Source organism: Pyxidicoccus fallax, from assembly GCF_012933655.1.
GTDB classification, from domain to species: Bacteria; Myxococcota; Myxococcia; order Myxococcales; family Myxococcaceae; genus Myxococcus; species Myxococcus fallax.
Window position 1 is genome coordinate 1 of the sequence record NZ_JABBJJ010000109.1, and the last position, 14,688, is coordinate 14,688.

12 protein-coding genes are annotated in these 14,688 nt (G+C 69.9%); 8 read left to right on the forward strand and 4 right to left on the reverse strand.

What is annotated here, in order from left to right; genetic code table 11:
• The first annotated feature begins 298 nt into the window (after positions 1 to 298).
• A complete protein-coding gene (locus HG543_RS23230) occupies positions 299 to 2,518 on the forward strand; it encodes a RelA/SpoT family protein (RefSeq protein WP_169347028.1) in 2,220 nt (739 codons plus the stop codon).
• Positions 2,519 to 2,600: 82 nt separating this feature from the next.
• Positions 2,601 to 2,987 carry a RidA family protein gene (locus tag HG543_RS23235; protein ID WP_169347029.1) on the forward strand — a complete coding sequence of 129 codons (387 nt, stop codon included), beginning with the start codon at positions 2,601 to 2,603 and terminating at the stop codon, positions 2,985 to 2,987.
• A 90-nt stretch (positions 2,988 to 3,077) separates the two neighbouring features.
• Here HG543_RS23235 and HG543_RS23240 read toward each other — a convergent pair whose 3' ends face one another.
• Positions 3,078 to 5,078 (reverse strand): DsbA family protein, encoded by a 2,001-nt coding sequence (locus HG543_RS23240; protein ID WP_439332608.1) that lies wholly within the window; start codon positions 5,076 to 5,078, stop codon positions 3,078 to 3,080.
• A 173-nt stretch (positions 5,079 to 5,251) separates the two neighbouring features.
• Here HG543_RS23240 and HG543_RS23245 point away from each other — a divergent pair, with 173 nt between their 5' ends.
• Positions 5,252 to 5,482 carry a sulfurtransferase TusA family protein gene (locus tag HG543_RS23245; protein WP_169347030.1) on the forward strand — a complete coding sequence of 77 codons (231 nt, stop codon included), beginning with the start codon at positions 5,252 to 5,254 and terminating at the stop codon, positions 5,480 to 5,482.
• A gap of 39 nt (positions 5,483 to 5,521) precedes the next feature.
• Here the strand turns inward: HG543_RS23245 and HG543_RS23250 are convergent, their stop codons facing one another.
• Together HG543_RS23250 and HG543_RS23255 are read right to left on the reverse strand one after the other, a co-directional pair.
• Positions 5,522 to 6,433: an ATP-binding cassette domain-containing protein gene (locus HG543_RS23250; RefSeq protein WP_169347031.1), complete on the reverse strand. Its 912-nt coding sequence runs from the start codon at positions 6,431 to 6,433 to the stop codon at positions 5,522 to 5,524.
• Positions 6,430 to 7,317 (reverse strand): ABC transporter permease, encoded by an 888-nt coding sequence (locus tag HG543_RS23255; protein ID WP_211194107.1) that lies wholly within the window; start codon positions 7,315 to 7,317, stop codon positions 6,430 to 6,432. The genes HG543_RS23250 and HG543_RS23255 overlap by 4 nt, the downstream gene beginning before the upstream one ends.
• Before the next feature lie 182 nt (positions 7,318 to 7,499).
• Here HG543_RS23255 and HG543_RS23260 point away from each other — a divergent pair, with 182 nt between their 5' ends.
• Positions 7,500 to 9,089 (forward strand): penicillin-binding transpeptidase domain-containing protein, encoded by a 1,590-nt coding sequence (locus tag HG543_RS23260; RefSeq protein WP_169347033.1) that lies wholly within the window; start codon positions 7,500 to 7,502, stop codon positions 9,087 to 9,089.
• Positions 9,090 to 9,108: 19 nt separating this feature from the next.
• Here the strand turns inward: HG543_RS23260 and HG543_RS23265 are convergent, their stop codons facing one another.
• On the reverse strand, positions 9,109 to 10,263 hold the full coding sequence (locus HG543_RS23265; protein WP_169347034.1) for a DUF4388 domain-containing protein: 1,155 nt from the start codon (positions 10,261 to 10,263) through the stop codon (positions 9,109 to 9,111).
• A gap of 21 nt (positions 10,264 to 10,284) precedes the next feature.
• On the opposite strand from HG543_RS23265, the gene HG543_RS23270 reads away from it, so the two are divergent.
• From HG543_RS23270 to HG543_RS56400, 4 genes are all read left to right on the forward strand, one after another.
• Complete coding sequence (locus HG543_RS23270) at positions 10,285 to 10,563, forward strand: glutaredoxin family protein (protein ID WP_169347035.1); 279 nt, start codon at positions 10,285 to 10,287, stop codon at positions 10,561 to 10,563.
• A 144-nt stretch (positions 10,564 to 10,707) separates the two neighbouring features.
• On the forward strand, positions 10,708 to 11,640 hold the full coding sequence (locus tag HG543_RS23275) for a diguanylate cyclase domain-containing protein (protein WP_169347057.1): 933 nt from the start codon (positions 10,708 to 10,710) through the stop codon (positions 11,638 to 11,640).
• Between the two features lie 44 nt (positions 11,641 to 11,684).
• Positions 11,685 to 13,316, forward strand: coding sequence for a sigma-54-dependent transcriptional regulator (locus tag HG543_RS23280; RefSeq protein WP_169347036.1), 1,632 nt, complete (start codon positions 11,685 to 11,687; stop codon positions 13,314 to 13,316).
• Positions 13,317 to 13,371: 55 nt separating this feature from the next.
• Complete coding sequence (locus HG543_RS56400; protein ID WP_169347037.1) at positions 13,372 to 14,685, forward strand: GNAT family N-acetyltransferase; 1,314 nt, start codon at positions 13,372 to 13,374, stop codon at positions 14,683 to 14,685.
• The last annotated feature ends 3 nt before the right edge of the window (positions 14,686 to 14,688 follow it).

Sequence of the window (14,688 nt, forward strand, 5' to 3'; positions counted from 1 at the left end):
GGCTTGGAGACAGGCGGGCGGGCGGGGGATGCTTCCCCCAGCGCCTGGCCGCACAGCACGCAGGAGGCCGAGCGAGGCGGATTGTACCCGTCACAGTTCGGGCAGACCACGGAGAGAGCGGACAGCAGGAGCTGTGACATGGGAGTGCGCGAATTTAGGGGCCCGTAAAACGTCGGGTCAATGAAAGCGAACGTGCGGAGTGGGACAGGCCCGACAACCCCGGACGTGAATTGCAACAACCCCGTGTGGGGCGACGTTGCCCCCCCTCGGGGCGAAAGTTACGATTGACCCTCCTTCGATGATTCGCCTGAACGACATCCTCCAACGGGTCTCCTCGTATCACCCGGACCCTGACCTGGACATCATCAAGAAGGCTTACGTCTACTCGGCCAAGGTCCACCAGGGCCAGCTGAGGAAGTCCGGCGAGCCCTACCTCGTCCACCCGCTCGAGGTGGCGGGCATCCTCGGAGAGCTGAAGCTGGACGAAGCGTCCATCGTCACCGGCCTCCTCCACGACACGATTGAAGACACGCTGGCCACCGCCGAGGAGCTGACCGAGCTGTTCGGCGCGGAAGTGGCCCAGCTCGTCGACGGCGTCACCAAGCTGTCCAAGTTCTCCGCCTCCGCGAGCCTCTCCCAGGAGGAGAAGCAGGCGGAGAACTTCCGGAAGATGATCATCGCGATGGCGCAGGACATCCGCGTCATCCTCGTGAAGCTGGCGGACCGCACGCACAACATGCGGACGCTGGACCACATGTCCGAGGAGAAGCAGGCGCGCATCGCCCAGGAGACCCTGGACATCTACGCGCCCCTGGCCAACCGGCTCGGCATCTCGTGGATAAAGACGGAGCTGGAGGACCTGAGCTTCCGCTACGTGAAGCCGCAGGAGTTCTTCGCGCTCCAGGAGCAGCTCAACAAGCGCAAGAAGGAGCGCGAGGCGTACATCGAGGACACGTGCGACCTCATCCGCGCGAAGCTGGCGGAGCGCGGGCTGAAGGGCGAGGTGAGCGGCCGCTTCAAGCACGTCTACAGCATCTACAAGAAGATCAAGGCGCAGGGCATCGACTTCGACCAGATCCACGACATCATCGCCTTCCGCATCATCGCCCCCACGGTGCCCTCCTGCTACGAGGCGCTCGGGCTGGTGCACGAGATGTGGAAGCCGGTGCCGGGGCGCTTCAAGGACTTCATCGCGATTCCGAAGCCCAACATGTACCAGTCGCTGCACACCACGGTGATTGGCCCGTTGAGCGAGCGCGTGGAGGTGCAGATCCGCACGGCGGAGATGCACAAAATCGCGGAGGAGGGCATCGCCGCCCACTGGAAGTACAAGGAGGGCAAGGCGGTCATCTCCAAGGATGACGAGAAGTTCGCCTGGCTGCGCCAGCTGATGGAGTGGCAGCAGGACCTGAAGGACCCGAAGGAGTTCCTCGAGACGGTGAAGGTGGACCTCTTCACCGACGAGGTCTTCGTCTTCACGCCCAAGGGCGACGTGCGCTCGCTGCCGCGCGGCGCGACGCCGGTGGACTTCGCGTACGCCATCCACTCGGACGTGGGCAACCGGTGCGTGGGCGCGAAGGTGAACGGGAAGATCGTTCCCCTGCGCTACAAGCTGAAGAACGGGGACACGGTGGAGGTGCTCACCAACCCGCAGCAGCACCCGTCCAAGGACTGGCTCACCTTCGTCAAGACGAGCCGCGCGCAGCAGCGCATCCGCGGCTTCATCAAGCAGCAGCAGCGCGAGAAGAGCCTGCAGCTGGGCCGCGAGCTGACGGACCGCGAGTTCAAGCGCTTCCAGCTCAACTTCAACAAGCTCCTCAAGTCCGGGGAGATGAAGAGGGTCGCCGAGGAGCTGGGCTTCCGCGTCGAGGACGACCTGCTCGTCGCCATCGGCTACGGCAAGGTGACGCCGCAGCAGCTGGTGCAGCGCCTGGTGCCGCAGGAGAAGCTGTCCCAGGTGGAGGGTGCGAAGGGAGACGGCGGCGGTGGCGCGGGGGCCAACACGATGAATACGGGCGGCTCCATGCTGCCCGGCCTGTCGCGCGTCACGGACCTGGCCAAGAAGCTGGTGGGCCGCAGCAACCGCAGCGGCGTGCAGATTGGCGGCGTGGACGACGTGCTGGTGCGCTTCGGGCGGTGTTGCAACCCCGTCCCCGGCGACCCCATCGCCGGCTTCATCACCCGGGGACGGGGAGTCACGGTGCACACGGTCGGCTGTGAGAAGGCGCTGGCGACGGACCCCGAGCGGCGCGTGGACGTGACGTGGGACGTGCGTGGGGACTTCAAGCGCCCCGTCACCCTGCGCGTGCTGACGGCGGACCGGCCGGGCCTCTTGGCGGACATCTCCAACACCTTCTCCAAGAAGGGCGTCAACATCTCCCAGGCCAACTGCCGCGCCACGGGGGATGACCGGGCGGTGAACACCTTCGAGGTCACCATCTCCGACCTCAAGCAGCTCACCGACCTGATGCGCACCATCGAGCGTCTGAACGGCGTCTACTCCGTCGAGCGCATCTGAACGCGCCCGGCTTGTGGTAGAGCGCCCCGGAACCCGTGGGCGGCCTCCTGACCGGGGCCACCCCCTATTTCCGAGGTGCCCCATGGCTCGCAAGGCAATCCACTCCGACCAGGCCCCCAAGGCCATTGGCCCCTACTCCCAGGCGGTGCAGGTGGACGCCGGGAAGATGACCTTCCTCTCCGGCCAGATTCCCCTGGACCCCACCACCATGGAGATGGTGCAGGGGGACGTCGTCGCCCAGGCCGAGCGGGTGATGGAGAACCTCAAGGCCGTGCTCGCCGCGGGCGGCCTGGACTTCTCCCACGTGGTGCGCTGCACCATCTTCCTCACCGACCTGGGTGACTTCGCCCGGGTGAACGAGGTGTACGGCCGCTACTTCACCGGCGCGCCCCCGGCCCGTGCCACCGTGCAGGTGTCCGCGCTGCCCCGCGGCTCCAAGGTGGAGATCGACGCCATCGCCGTCTCCTGAAGCGCGAAGTCACACCCCTGAAAAGCACGGAGGCCGCCGGACCCGCGAAGGTCCGACGGCCTCTCGTGCTTCAGGCGATGGTGCCGCGGACTACTTGGTGTCCGCCGCGACGGCGCCGCCGGCCTTCTTCAGCTCCTCGTCGATGACGCGCTTGAAGGCGTCGAAGGGCTGGGCGCCCACGAGCGTGCGGCCGTTGATGAAGAACGTCGGGGTGCCGCTGGCGCCCAGGCGCTGACCCTCGGCGGCGTCGGCGTCAATCTGCGCGGCGAACTTGTTGCTGTCGAGGGCGGCCTTGAACTTGTCGACGTTCAGGCCGAGCTCCTGCGCGTACTTCTCCAGCGAGGCGCGGTCCAGGGCGCGCTGGTTGGCGAAGAGCTTGTCGTGCATCTCCCAGAACTTGCCCTGCTCGTGCGCGGCGAGGGCGGCGGCGGCGGCCGGCTTCGCGTTGGCGTGGAAGGGCAGGGGCTGGTTCTTGAAGGCCACCTTCACCTTGTTGCCGTACTGCTCCTCGATCTGCTTCAGCGTGGGGAGCACGCGGCTGCAGAACGGGCACTCGAAGTCGGAGAAGGCGACGATGGTGATGGGGGCGTTCTTCGGGCCCTTCACCGGGGCGTTGCCCACGTCCACCTTCTGCACCGGCGGCTCGGCGGGGGCGCCACCCGGAGCGGCGGGGGCCGGCGCGGACGCGATGTTCTTGGCGAGAATCTTGGAGTACAGCTCCTCGGGCTTGGTGCCGGCCTTCAGCAGCTCGTCGGCCTTGGCGATCTCCTCGTCGATGACCTTCTTGAAGGACTCGAAGGGCTGGGCGCCGACGAACTCACGGCCGTTGATGAAGAAGGTGGGGGTGCCGTTGGCGCCCACCGCGGCGCCGGCGGCCATGTCCGCCTCGACCTTCGCCTTGTACTTGCCGCTGTCGAGGGCGGCCTTGAACTTGCCGACGTTCAGGCCGAGCTCCTGCGCGTACTTCTCCAGGGAGGCGCGGTCCAGGGCCTTCTGGTTGGAGAAGAGCTTGTCGTGCATCTCCCAGAACTTGCCCTGCTCGTGCGCGGCCATGGAGGCCTCGGCGGCGGGCTTGGCGTTGGCGTGGAAGGGCAGGGGCTGGTGGCGGAACACCACGCGCACGTCCTTGCCGTACTGCTCCTTGATCTTCGTCAGCGTCGGGGTGACGCGGCTGCAGAAGGGGCACTCGAAGTCGGAGAACTCGACGATGGTGACCTTGGCGTTGGTGGGGCCGAAGGAGGGGGAGTCGTCGGGGACGTCCACCTTGCGCACGGCCGGGGCCTGCTGCTGCTGCTGGGCCTGCTGCTTCGGAGCGGCCTTCTCGGCGCCCTTCTCGATGATCTTCGCGTACACCTGCGAGGCGGAGACGCCGCCCTTCACGAGGGCCTCGGCCTTGCCCATCTCCTCGTCGATGAGGGCCTTGAAGTTGTCGATGGGCTGCGCGCCGGAGAGGAAGCGGCCGTTGATGAAGAAGGCCGGGGTGCCGCTGGCGCCCAGCTGGCTGGCCAGGGCCTGGTCACGGGTGATGGTGTCCTGGAACTTCGGGTTGGCCAGGTCGGCCTTCCACTTGGCCATGTCCAGGTCGAGGTCCTTGGCGTACTTCTCGAGCGACGCGTCGTCGAGCTGCTTCTGGTTGGTGAAGAGCTTCTCGTGGTACTCCCAGTACTTGCCCTGCTCGCCGGCGGCCATCGCGGCGATGGCGGCGGGCTTGGCGCGCGGGTGGAAGGACAGCGGGTTCTGCTTCATCACCACGCGCAGCTTGCTGCCGTACTGCTCCTGAAGCTTGCGCACGGTGACGTCCGCGCGGCTGCAGAACGGGCACTCGTAGTCCGAGAACTCCACCAGGGTGACGAGGGCCTCGGGGCTGCCCTTCACGGGGGAGCCCTCGATGGGAACCTTGAACACGGTGGGGTCCACCGGGCGGCGGCCGGCGGGCGCCTTCGCGGTGGGGGCGTTCGCGGTGGGGGCGGCGCTATCGGTCGACTTCGACGGGCCGCTGACGACGCGGCCGCCGAGGAAACCGAGCACCAGGCCCACGATGAGGGCCACGATGACATTGGGCTTCATGGGTTGGTCATGCTCCTTCGCCATGGGTCCGACTCCTGGACCGAGCGTGAGGGTTTTACGAGGGCAGAGGGCGGGGTACTTAACAGACGGAATTCCAGACACGCAAGCCAACCGGCCGGCTTGTCCAAGGGGGCCACACCCCCTTAGGGGCCCGGAAACTGGGGAGTTTTCGGGAAAATTCCGCCAGAGTGAGGATCATGGAGACCGCTGTCCGCCTGGACACCTCGGGGGCGCTCTGCCCCATGCCCATCCTGGAGCTCGCCAAAGCCATACGGCGCGTCGCGCCGGGCACTCTGGTGGAGCTCATCTCCACGGACCGGGGCCTGGAGGCGGACCTCCCGGCGTGGTGCGAGGCCACCGGCCACGAGCTCGTCCGCATGGAGCGGCGGGAGGCGAGCTACGTGGGGTGGGTGCGCAAGGCCGGCTGAGCGGCGCCCATGGGGACGGCCGCCCGGTTGTCCCGCTGATTAGAGGAGCTGGAGGACGCGGTCTTCCAGGCGCTGGCCGCGGCTGACGCCGAGGATGAGCACGCCCGTCTGGAGCAGGTGGCCCACGACGCGGCTGATGACCTCCTCGGGCGGGACGCCGCCGCGGATGCGCACGTGGAGGACGGACTCACCCTCCATGCGCGCGTCGGTGACGTCGGCGATGGAGGCAATCTCCGGGGTGATGACGGTGCCGCGGGCAATCTGGACGCGGAACTCGGAGCCCTGGCCGGTCAGCTCGGACATGGTGCCGGCCTGGGCCAGGGCGCCCTTGTCGAGGATGGCGGCGGCGTCGCACAGCTCCTCCAGCTCCTGGAGGTTGTGGCTGGAGACGACCACCGTCTGCCCCTTGCCCTTCATGTCGCGGATGACCTGGCGCACCTGGGCGGCGATGCGTGGGTCCAGGCCGGCGGTGGGCTCGTCGAGCAGCACCAGCGGCGGGCGGCCCATGAGGGCCTGGGCCATGGCGGCGCGCTTGGCCATGCCGTGGCTGAGCGCCTGCGTCTGGACCTTCCACGCCTCCATCAGCCCCACCGCCTCCAGGGCGTCGCGGGCCTCGCGTTCGGGGTCGGCGAGGCCGGACAGGCGGGCCCAGTAGGTGAGCAGCGCGCCCGTCTCCCAGCCGGGCGGGAGCACCGCGTCCTGGGGCAGGGCGCCCAGCCGGCCCTTGAGGGCACCGGGCGTGACGGGGTCCACGTCCATGACCTTCAGCGTGCCGTCGGACGGGTAGAGGTAGCCGCACATCATGGAGAAGGTGGTCGTCTTCCCGGCGCCGTTGGGACCGATGAGGCCGAACACCACGCCCCGGGGCACGGAGAAGCTGACGTTGTTGACGGCCACCTTCGGGCCGAAGCGCTTGGAGACGCCGAACAACTCGATGGCCAGGTCGCTCACAGGTCCCTCGCGCGCAGGACGGCGTAGGCGCCCAGCAGGAAGACGGTGGCGAAGCCCGCGTACGCGGCCCCGCTGGCGCCGAACTCGGCCAGCTTCGGGTGCAGGAGGTTGCCCGAGTAGTACGAGGGCGACAGGTAGCGCAGGAAGCGCAGCGAGCCCGTCTCCCCCGAGGCGCGGCCGATGGTGTCCATCAGCCAGAAGATGAACAGCAGGATGAAGTTGAAGACGAGGCTCACCGCGGGGCTGCGGAAGAGGCTGGAGCACAGCGTGGTGAGCGACACGTACGCCAGCGAGAAGACGATGGCGGCCAGCCAGAACTTGATGAGGTTGAGCACCACGTCGGCGAAGCCGAAGTCCGGGTTGGCGATGCGCGCGTACACGAAGATGGCCAGGTCGATGATGAGCACCAGCCCGAGCAGCAGCGTCGCCTGCGACAGGAACTTGCCCAGCAGCACCGACGAGCGCCGGGCGCGCACGGTGAGGTAGCGCATGGAGCGCGGGCCCACCTCGCCGCTCAGCTGGTCGAACCCCATCAGCGCCACGTAGGCCGGCAGGAAGAAGAGGGTGATCTTGAAGACGACCAGCACCTCCAGCGGCACCTGCGCCAGCGCTTCGATCATCGCGCTGTCGTTGCTGGTGAGGAACCCCAGCATGCCCTTTCGCATCTCCTCGCCGACCTGGGCCGACGCATTGGCGTCCGCCCCGGCCGTCGCGAGCTGCTTGCCGACCTCGGCGCGAATCTCCCTGGCGAGCCAGCCCACCACGAGCAGCACCAGCGCGGAGAACATGCTGTAGAGGCCGAGCAGCACCAGCGCGCGACCGCTGCGCACGGCGCGGCGCAGCTCGGCGTTCCAGATGACCAGGGTTTCTTTCAGTCCGTCCAAGATGTGGGCGAACCTAGCGGAGGTGCGCACCCTTCCGCCAAGTTTCTGACGTCAGCGGCCGGAGAAAAGCGGCCGAGGAAGCGTCGATGGACAGCGCGCCCCATCCCGCTAGGATTCGCGCTCAGCTCATCTCCCCAGGCTTGCCGGAGCCGAAGGAGCCCCCCCGGAGCCTCTGCGCCGCAATGACGATCCGCCGCCGTCTCCTGTCCGCCGCAGCGCTGTTTCCCCTGACCCTCCTGCTCGGGGCCAATGCGCCCGTCCCCGGAGTCGCGACCGACGGCTCCGCCACCTCCGGAACGGGTGGGGCGGGGAAGGCCACGACCGAGGCCGCGTCCCAGACGCAGGCGTCCACGACCGACGGCGCCACGCCCGCGGATTCTTCCACGACGGCAGAGGGCACCGCGACCCAGGGCCAGCCGGCCTCCGGCATGACCGGTGTGGGGAACGCCGCGTCCTCGGGCGCCGCGTCCGACGGCGACCTCCCGTCCGGCTCGGAAAGCGCGGGGAGCGCCACCGCGCAGCAGGCTTCCAGCGACGCGGGGACGCCGGAATCCCACGCCACGGCCGCCGCGGCGGTGCTCGGCGGTGCTCCGGATGGCGGACTCGCCGTGCTGGCCGCGGAGCCGGGCATGGTGCCTCCCGCGCCGGTGCCCTCGCGCGAGAAGGCGCCTCCCTTCGACAAGCTCCAGCCGCTGCCGCGCGCCGCGGACGTGCTGGCCCGCGCGAAGCTGGAGGGCGAGCGGCTCGTCGTGAAGGAGAAGGACGGCCGCAAGCAGGTCCTCACCATCGACCCGGTGCTCCAGGCGTCGCTCACCAACATCATGCGCAGCTACGAGGTGCCGTACGGCGCGGCCGTGGTGCTGGAGCCGTCCACCGGGCGCGTGCTGGCCATGGCGGAGCACTCGGCGGCGCGGCCGGACCTGCGCGGCCTGCCCGTGCGCGCGGTGTTCCCCGCGGCGAGCATCTTCAAGATCGTCACCGGCGGCGCGCTGCTGGAGGCGGGCGTCCCCCCGTCCGTGGAGGAGTGCTTCCACGGCGGCAAGCGCCGGCTGTCCGAGAAGCACCTGGAGGACAGCGAGCGCGACGGGGCCTGCTACTCGCTGGCGCTGGCCATGGGCAAGAGCGCCAACGTCGTCTTCGCCAAGCTGACGAACAAGCACCTCGACGCGGACGCGCTGCGGCGCATGGCGGCCCGCTTCCGCTTCAACCGCGAGATTCCCTTCGCCGTCCCCACGGACATCTCGCTCGCGGCGATTCCCGAGGAGTCCTTCGGCCTGGCCAACACCGGCGCGGGCTTCGGCGACGTGTACCTGTCCCCGCTGCACGGCGCGCTGGTGGCGTCGGTGGCCGCCAATGACGGCCGCTGGGTGGACCCCGTCCTCTTCGAGCCGGAAGGGCGCCCGCTGCTTCCCCCCGAGGGCGAGCCCGTCCTCACCCCCGAGGCGGCCAAGGACCTCACCGACATGCTGGAGGAGACCGTCACCCGTGGCACCGCGCGCGGCGTCTTCCGCGAGCGGGGCTTCCGCGTGGAGAACGCGGTGGGCAAGACGGGCACGCTCGCGGACCGCGAGCCCTTCCGCGACTACTCCTGGTTCGTGGGCTTCGCGCCCAAGGACAACCCGCGCGTCGCCGTGGCCGCCGTCATCGTCAATGACCCGAAGTGGCGCATCCGTGGCACCTGGCTCGGCCGCGAGGCGCTGCGCCTGGGCCTGGAGCGGGTGCCCGCCCCGGTGGAGCTGACCGCCCCGGCGTCCGCGGCCGGCAAGCACTGAAGTCCCGCCGCGCTGGACTTCAGCGCGGCGCCAGCTTCACGAGGCCCCGGTCCACGAAGCCCTGGAAGAACTTCAGCGCGTCCAGCTCCTGGAGCGGGGACACCTGGACGATGGCCGCCACGTCGCGCCGGCCGTCGATGCGCGACAGCAGGTAGCGCTCGGGCGCGGACAGCGCGAGCGTCTTCAGGTGCGCGGGGGCCACCTGCAGCGCGGGCACCCGGGCCGGCTCGGACAGCTCGCGCCGCAGCTCCACCAGCAGCCGGGCCTGGGCCGTCTTCAGCATCTCCGCCGACTGTGGGGTGGCGGACATCTCGTGCGCGCGCCGCGCCAGCGCCTCGGCGTCGCGCACGTTGCCCGCGTCCAGGAAGAGCTGGGCCGCCTGGAGCACCTCGTCCGAGGAGGACTCGGAGCCGATGACGCTCGTGTCCTGCTCCTCCTCCACGACGACGGCCGTCTCCGGTTCCGGCTCCGCGTCCGACACCTTCACCGCGTCCAGCCGGTAGAGCGCGTACAGCCGCTGGTAGAGGAAGAAGTCCGTGGCGTGCAGCGCCAGGGCGATGCCGTTGATGCTCAGCCCGTCCTTGATGAGCTGGACGATGCGCTCGTCCATGCTGCCGGGCTTGCGCTCGGGCAGCTTCTTCTCGTCCACGGACAGCCGCACCGCTCCGGAAGGGAAGACGGCCCGGATGGCCTCCCACGCCGTCTCGCGGAACTCGCCCTCGCGGTGGATGTCCAGCAGGTCCACGCTGACGTCCAGGCCGGCGACTTCAGGCGCCGAGTCCGACGCCTCGAAGCTGAACTGGCCCTCGTTCCAGTGGTAGGCGTCCAGCACCATCTCCCGGAACTTGTGGCTCAGGGTGCTGCGCACGGTGGGCTCGGGCACCAGGCCCGTCATCACCAGAATCTTCCCCAGGAAGACGCGCGTCTGCGCCTGGGTGCCGAACGCCTTCTCGAGCTGGTCCTCCGTCAGGTGCCCCATGTTGATGAGGAACTGACCGAAGAACTCGCGCGGCTGGTTGGAGCTGGCGGTCACCACGTGGCCGTCGCGCAGCTCCAGTTGCTTGCGCACGTCGCCACGCTCAATCTTCAGCGCACCCGTGACCCGCCGGTTCCCGAGGTAGACGACGAGGTCCTTGAGGGGCATCGTCGAGAAGTCACCAGACAAGCCACGCATCGACCGCGCATCCTGCACCGCATGAGAGTCGATATCTACTCGAAACCCAAATGCTCGCTCTGCGACAAGGCGGCCGATGTCGTCGAGTCCGTGCGTGCTCGCATCCCCTTCGAGCTGAGGATCATCTCCATCCTCGAAGACCCGGCGCTCTTCGCCGCCTGGCGCTACGACATCCCCGTCGTCGTCATCAACGGCGTGCCCACCTTCAAGCACCACGTGGAGGCTTCCGAGCTGGAGGCCCGTCTCCGCGAGGCGGAAAGTGGCACAGCCATTGCTAAATCCGCTGCCCAGGATGGGTAGTCCAGTGCCCTTCCCCAGTAATTCCGGGGAGATGCAGAGGTCAGGGGATGGTCTGGGACTGTAAATCCGGGTGCGGGCCGGAGGCGCGGTGAAGAAGAAAATTCTGACGGGGAGGGTGGCGCGGTGGGCGTGAGACGGAAGCGGGTGGGCAAGGCTGGCCAGCCTCCCACCGTCCTCGTGGTCGAGCCACGGGCGGAAGACCTGGAGCGGACCCGGACGCTCCTCGGGGAGGCCGGCTTCCGGGTGGTACCCCTGACGCGCTTCGACGCGGCGATGCCGCTGTTCGAGGTCATCCGTCCTGACGCGGTGCTCCTGGCCGCGCAGGCCCCGGACTACGCGGCGGTGCAGGTGGCGCGGCGGCTGCGGCAGGTGAGCCGTGGCACGGTGCCGGTGCTCTACCTGGTGGAGCCGCATGACTTGGAGGCCTATCGCTACTGCCTGGACAAGGGGCAGTGCGTGGACCTGGTGCCGCGCACGGCGAGCGGGGCGGAGCTGGCGCTGAAGCTGCACGCGCAACTGAAGCTGAAGGCGGCGGTGATGCGGGCGGCGGCGGGCGAGGAGTCCGGCACGGCGCTGGCGCTGCATGACCCGGTGACGGGGCTCTACAACAAGCCCTTCCTGCTGGCGCTCATCGGCCTGGAGGTGCGGCGGGCGGAGCGCTACGGCGGGACGTTCTCCCTGGTGGCGGCCGAGGTGGGCGGCTGGAGCGCCTTCCGCAAGGAGTACGGGCGCGGCATGGCCGAGCGCCTGCTCGTCTACAGCGCGGTGGTGCTGGGGCAGACGGTGCGCGAGGCGGACGCGGTGGCCCGGATGGGGGACAACCAGTTCGCGCTGCTGCTGCCGGGCACGCCCGCGGAGAGCGTGCCGGAGGTGCTGGCCCGGGTGAGCGCGCGCTTCGAGACGGCGCGCTTCCAGGTGGAGGGCAAGGTGGTGCGCACGGCGCTGGAGCTGGGGGCGGTGAGCTTCCCGGACGCGGTGGGTACGCCCGCGCAGCTTTTGGGCGCGGCGCTCCAGGAGCTGAGACGGACACGAGAGTTTCGTCGCATGGTCGGGGGTCCAACCCGGCTGTCGGTGTGAGGATGGCGGGAGGTTCGATGCAGAGGGCGAGCGGAGGCGAGGGGATGGATCGGATCGCGGTGCTGGTGGTGGATGACGAAGAGTCGGTGCGCACGTTCCTGTCCGAGCTGCTCGGCAGTGCGGGCTACCAGGTGCGCTGTGCCGCGAGCGGCGCGCAGGCGCTGGAGATGCTGTCGGGGGGCTCCTTCGACGCGGTGCTCCTGGACGTGGTGATGCCGGAGATGAGCGGCCTGGAAGTGCTGCGCCGCTACCGGAGCGGCGGCGGCGGCGCGCCGGTCATCGTGCTCAGCGCGCTGGCGGGCGCGGACGACGCGGTGCGGGCGATGAAGATGGGGGCCAGCGACTACCTGGCGAAGCCCTTCGGCAACGACGAGCTGCAGGACGTGCTGGCGCGCGCCCTGGGCACGCGCGCGCCGGAGCGGCAGGCCGTGGCGCCTCCGCCTCGCGCCGTGGCGCCGCTGCTGGACACGTCGCCGGACGCGGCGCGGGTGCTCATCTCCACGTCCCCGGCCATGCGCCGGGCCCGGGCGCTGGTGGAGCGCATCGCCGACACGGACGTGCCGGTGCTGCTGCTCGGTGAGTCCGGCACGGGCAAGGAGGTCATCGCCCGCGAAATCCACGCGCGCAGCCAGCGCCGCGGCAAGCCGTTCATCAAGGTGAACTGCGCCGCGCTGCCCGGCGAGCTCTTGGAGAGCGAGCTGTTCGGCCACGAGCGCGGCGCCTTCACCGGCGCCACGGCGGAGAAGCCCGGCAAGTTCGAGCTGGCCGACCAGGGCACCATCTTCCTGGACGAGATTGGCGAGATGGCCATCCGGCTCCAGGCCAAGCTGCTCCAGGTGCTGCAGGACGAGGAGTTCTTCCGCGTCGGCGGCAAGAAGAGCGTGCGCGTGGACAGCCGCGTGGTGGTGGCCACCAACCGGGACCTCGAGAAGGAGATTGCCCTGGGCAACTTCCGCGAGGACCTCTACTACCGCCTCAACGTGGTGGCCATCCGCCTGCCGCCCCTGCGCGAGCGCCGCGAGGACGTGGTGCCGCTGACGGACCACTTCCTGAAGAAGTACGGCCGCCACTACATCAGCGGCGTGTCCGAGCTTCCGAGGGAGGTGCTCCAGGCCTTCGCGGACTACGACTGGCCCGGCAACGTGCGCGAGCTGGAGAACATGGTGCGCCGGCTGTGCGTGCTGAAGGACGCCACGCTGGTGCTGGACGAGCTCAGCGCCGCCAGCCGCGCCCCCGCGAGCGCCCCGTCGCTGCCCACCGCCTACGGCGGCGGCGATGAGGGCCTCTACGGCCGCGTGGAGGAGCCGGTGCGCATGCCTCCGTCCTCGTCCGTGCAGGTGCTGGAGATGCCGTCGCGCGGGGTGGCCCCCGCGCCCGTGCCCACGCCCGTTCCCCTGGAGCCGGCCAACTCCGTCATCCCGACGCCGCGCTACGCCAACCCGTTCGACGTGCCGCAGCCGCCGCCTCCTCCCGCTCCCGCGGGCGAGCCGTCGCTGAAGGACATCGGCAAGCGGGCGGCGATGCTGGCCGAGCGCGAGGCCATCCTCGCCATGCTCCAGCGCACCGCGTGGAACAAGCGCCGCGCGGCCACCAAGCTGCGCATCAGCTACAAGGCGCTGCTGTACAAGATCAAGGAGTGCGGAATCATCGACCCGCGCGCGAGCGCGGAGCTGTAATCCGCCTGCTTCCGCAACTTGCTTTACCCCCCGCGGTCCCGCTATCGCGGGGGGCATGATTCCTCCTCTCGTCCTCCTGGGGTCCGGGTACACGCTCACGCGGCTCGCCGTGGCGGAGGCCCGCGTGGGCCGCGACGTGCTCGCGGCCACGCGGGATGCCGCGCGCCGGCGCGAGCTGGAGGACGCGGGGGCCCGCGTCACCTCGCTGGACGACGCGCTGACCCGGACGGCCGGGGCGCATGTCGTCGTCTCCGTGCCGCCGGACGCGGGGCTGGATGAGCGCATCGCCGGGGCGCTCGCCCAGCGGGCTCCGGCGCGGCTCGTCTACCTGTCCTCCACCGGGGTCTACGGCGCGGCGCGCGGGCACGTGGACGAGGACACGCCGGTGGACCCGTCCTGGCCCGCGGCGCGCGACCGCATCGAGGCGGAGTCGCGCTACCTGCCGCTGGGCGCCAGGGTGCTTCGCATCGCCGGCATCTATGGCCCGGGACGCAGCACGCTCTCTCGGCTCCTGGCGGGCGCCGTCCGGCTGCCCGAGGGCGGGGGAGGGCGCATCTCCCGCGTCCACGTGGACGACCTGGTGGAGGCCATCCGCGTGGTGCTCCAGCGCGGCGAGCCCGGCGCCTTCTACTGCGTGGCCGATGAAAGGCCCGCGTCCCAGACGGAGACCGTCACCTGGCTGTGCCAGCGCCTGGGCATGCCGCTGCCGCCCACGGTGCCGCTGGAGAGCCTCCACGAGTCCCTGCGGGGAGACCGCGCGGTGTCCAACGCGCGCCTCAAGGACCTGGGCTGGCAGCCGCGCTACCCGGACTACGTCGCCGGGTTCACCGCCCTGCTGAAGGCCGAGGGCCGCGCCACCGACCCCGAGTCCCTCACCCTGCGCCGGCTCCGGCCGGACGAGGCGGAGGTCTTCTGGGGGCTGCGGCTGCGCGGGCTGCGCGAGCACCCGGAGGCCTTCGGGGCCTCGCTGGAAGAGGACGAGGTCCGGCCGATGGAGGTGGTGCGCGCGCGGCTCGGGGCGGCCTCGCAGGTCGTCCTGGGGGCCTTCGATGGCGAGCGGCTGGTGGGCGTCGCCGGCCTGCGGCGGGAGGACGGGCGCAAGGTGGCGCACAAGGCCGTGGTGTGGGGGATGTACGTGCTGCCGGAGTACCGCTCGCGAGGCGTCGGCCGGCGACTGCTGGTGGGCATCATCGAGGAGGGCCGGAGGATGGCGGGCGTCGAGCGGCTCCTGCTGACGGTGGTCGCGGGCAACGCGTCGGCCCAGGCCCTCTACCGCTCCCTCGGGTTCCAGACCTATGGCGTGGAGCCGGCCGCGCTGAAGATTGGCGAGGCCCACATCGACAAAGAGCTGATGTGCCTCCCGCTCTGATCC

Bases quoted from the DNA above. Each gene is read 5' to 3' on its own strand.
- HG543_RS23245 (WP_169347030.1), top strand. From the start codon at position 5,252: ATGGAGACCGCTGTCCGCCTGGACACCTCGGGGGCGCTCTGCCCCATG.
- HG543_RS23240 (WP_439332608.1), bottom strand. From the start codon at position 5,078: ATGGCGAAGGAGCATGACCAACCCATGAAGCCCAATGTCATCGTGGCC.
- HG543_RS23270 (WP_169347035.1), top strand. From the start codon at position 10,285: ATGAGAGTCGATATCTACTCGAAACCCAAATGCTCGCTCTGCGACAAG.
- HG543_RS56400 (WP_169347037.1), top strand. From the start codon at position 13,372: ATGATTCCTCCTCTCGTCCTCCTGGGGTCCGGGTACACGCTCACGCGG.
- HG543_RS23230 (WP_169347028.1), top strand. From the start codon at position 299: ATGATTCGCCTGAACGACATCCTCCAACGGGTCTCCTCGTATCACCCG.
- HG543_RS23235 (WP_169347029.1), top strand. From the start codon at position 2,601: ATGGCTCGCAAGGCAATCCACTCCGACCAGGCCCCCAAGGCCATTGGC.
- HG543_RS23265 (WP_169347034.1), bottom strand. From the start codon at position 10,263: ATGCGTGGCTTGTCTGGTGACTTCTCGACGATGCCCCTCAAGGACCTC.
- HG543_RS23260 (WP_169347033.1), top strand. From the start codon at position 7,500: ATGACGATCCGCCGCCGTCTCCTGTCCGCCGCAGCGCTGTTTCCCCTG.
- HG543_RS23280 (WP_169347036.1), top strand. From the start codon at position 11,685: ATGGATCGGATCGCGGTGCTGGTGGTGGATGACGAAGAGTCGGTGCGC.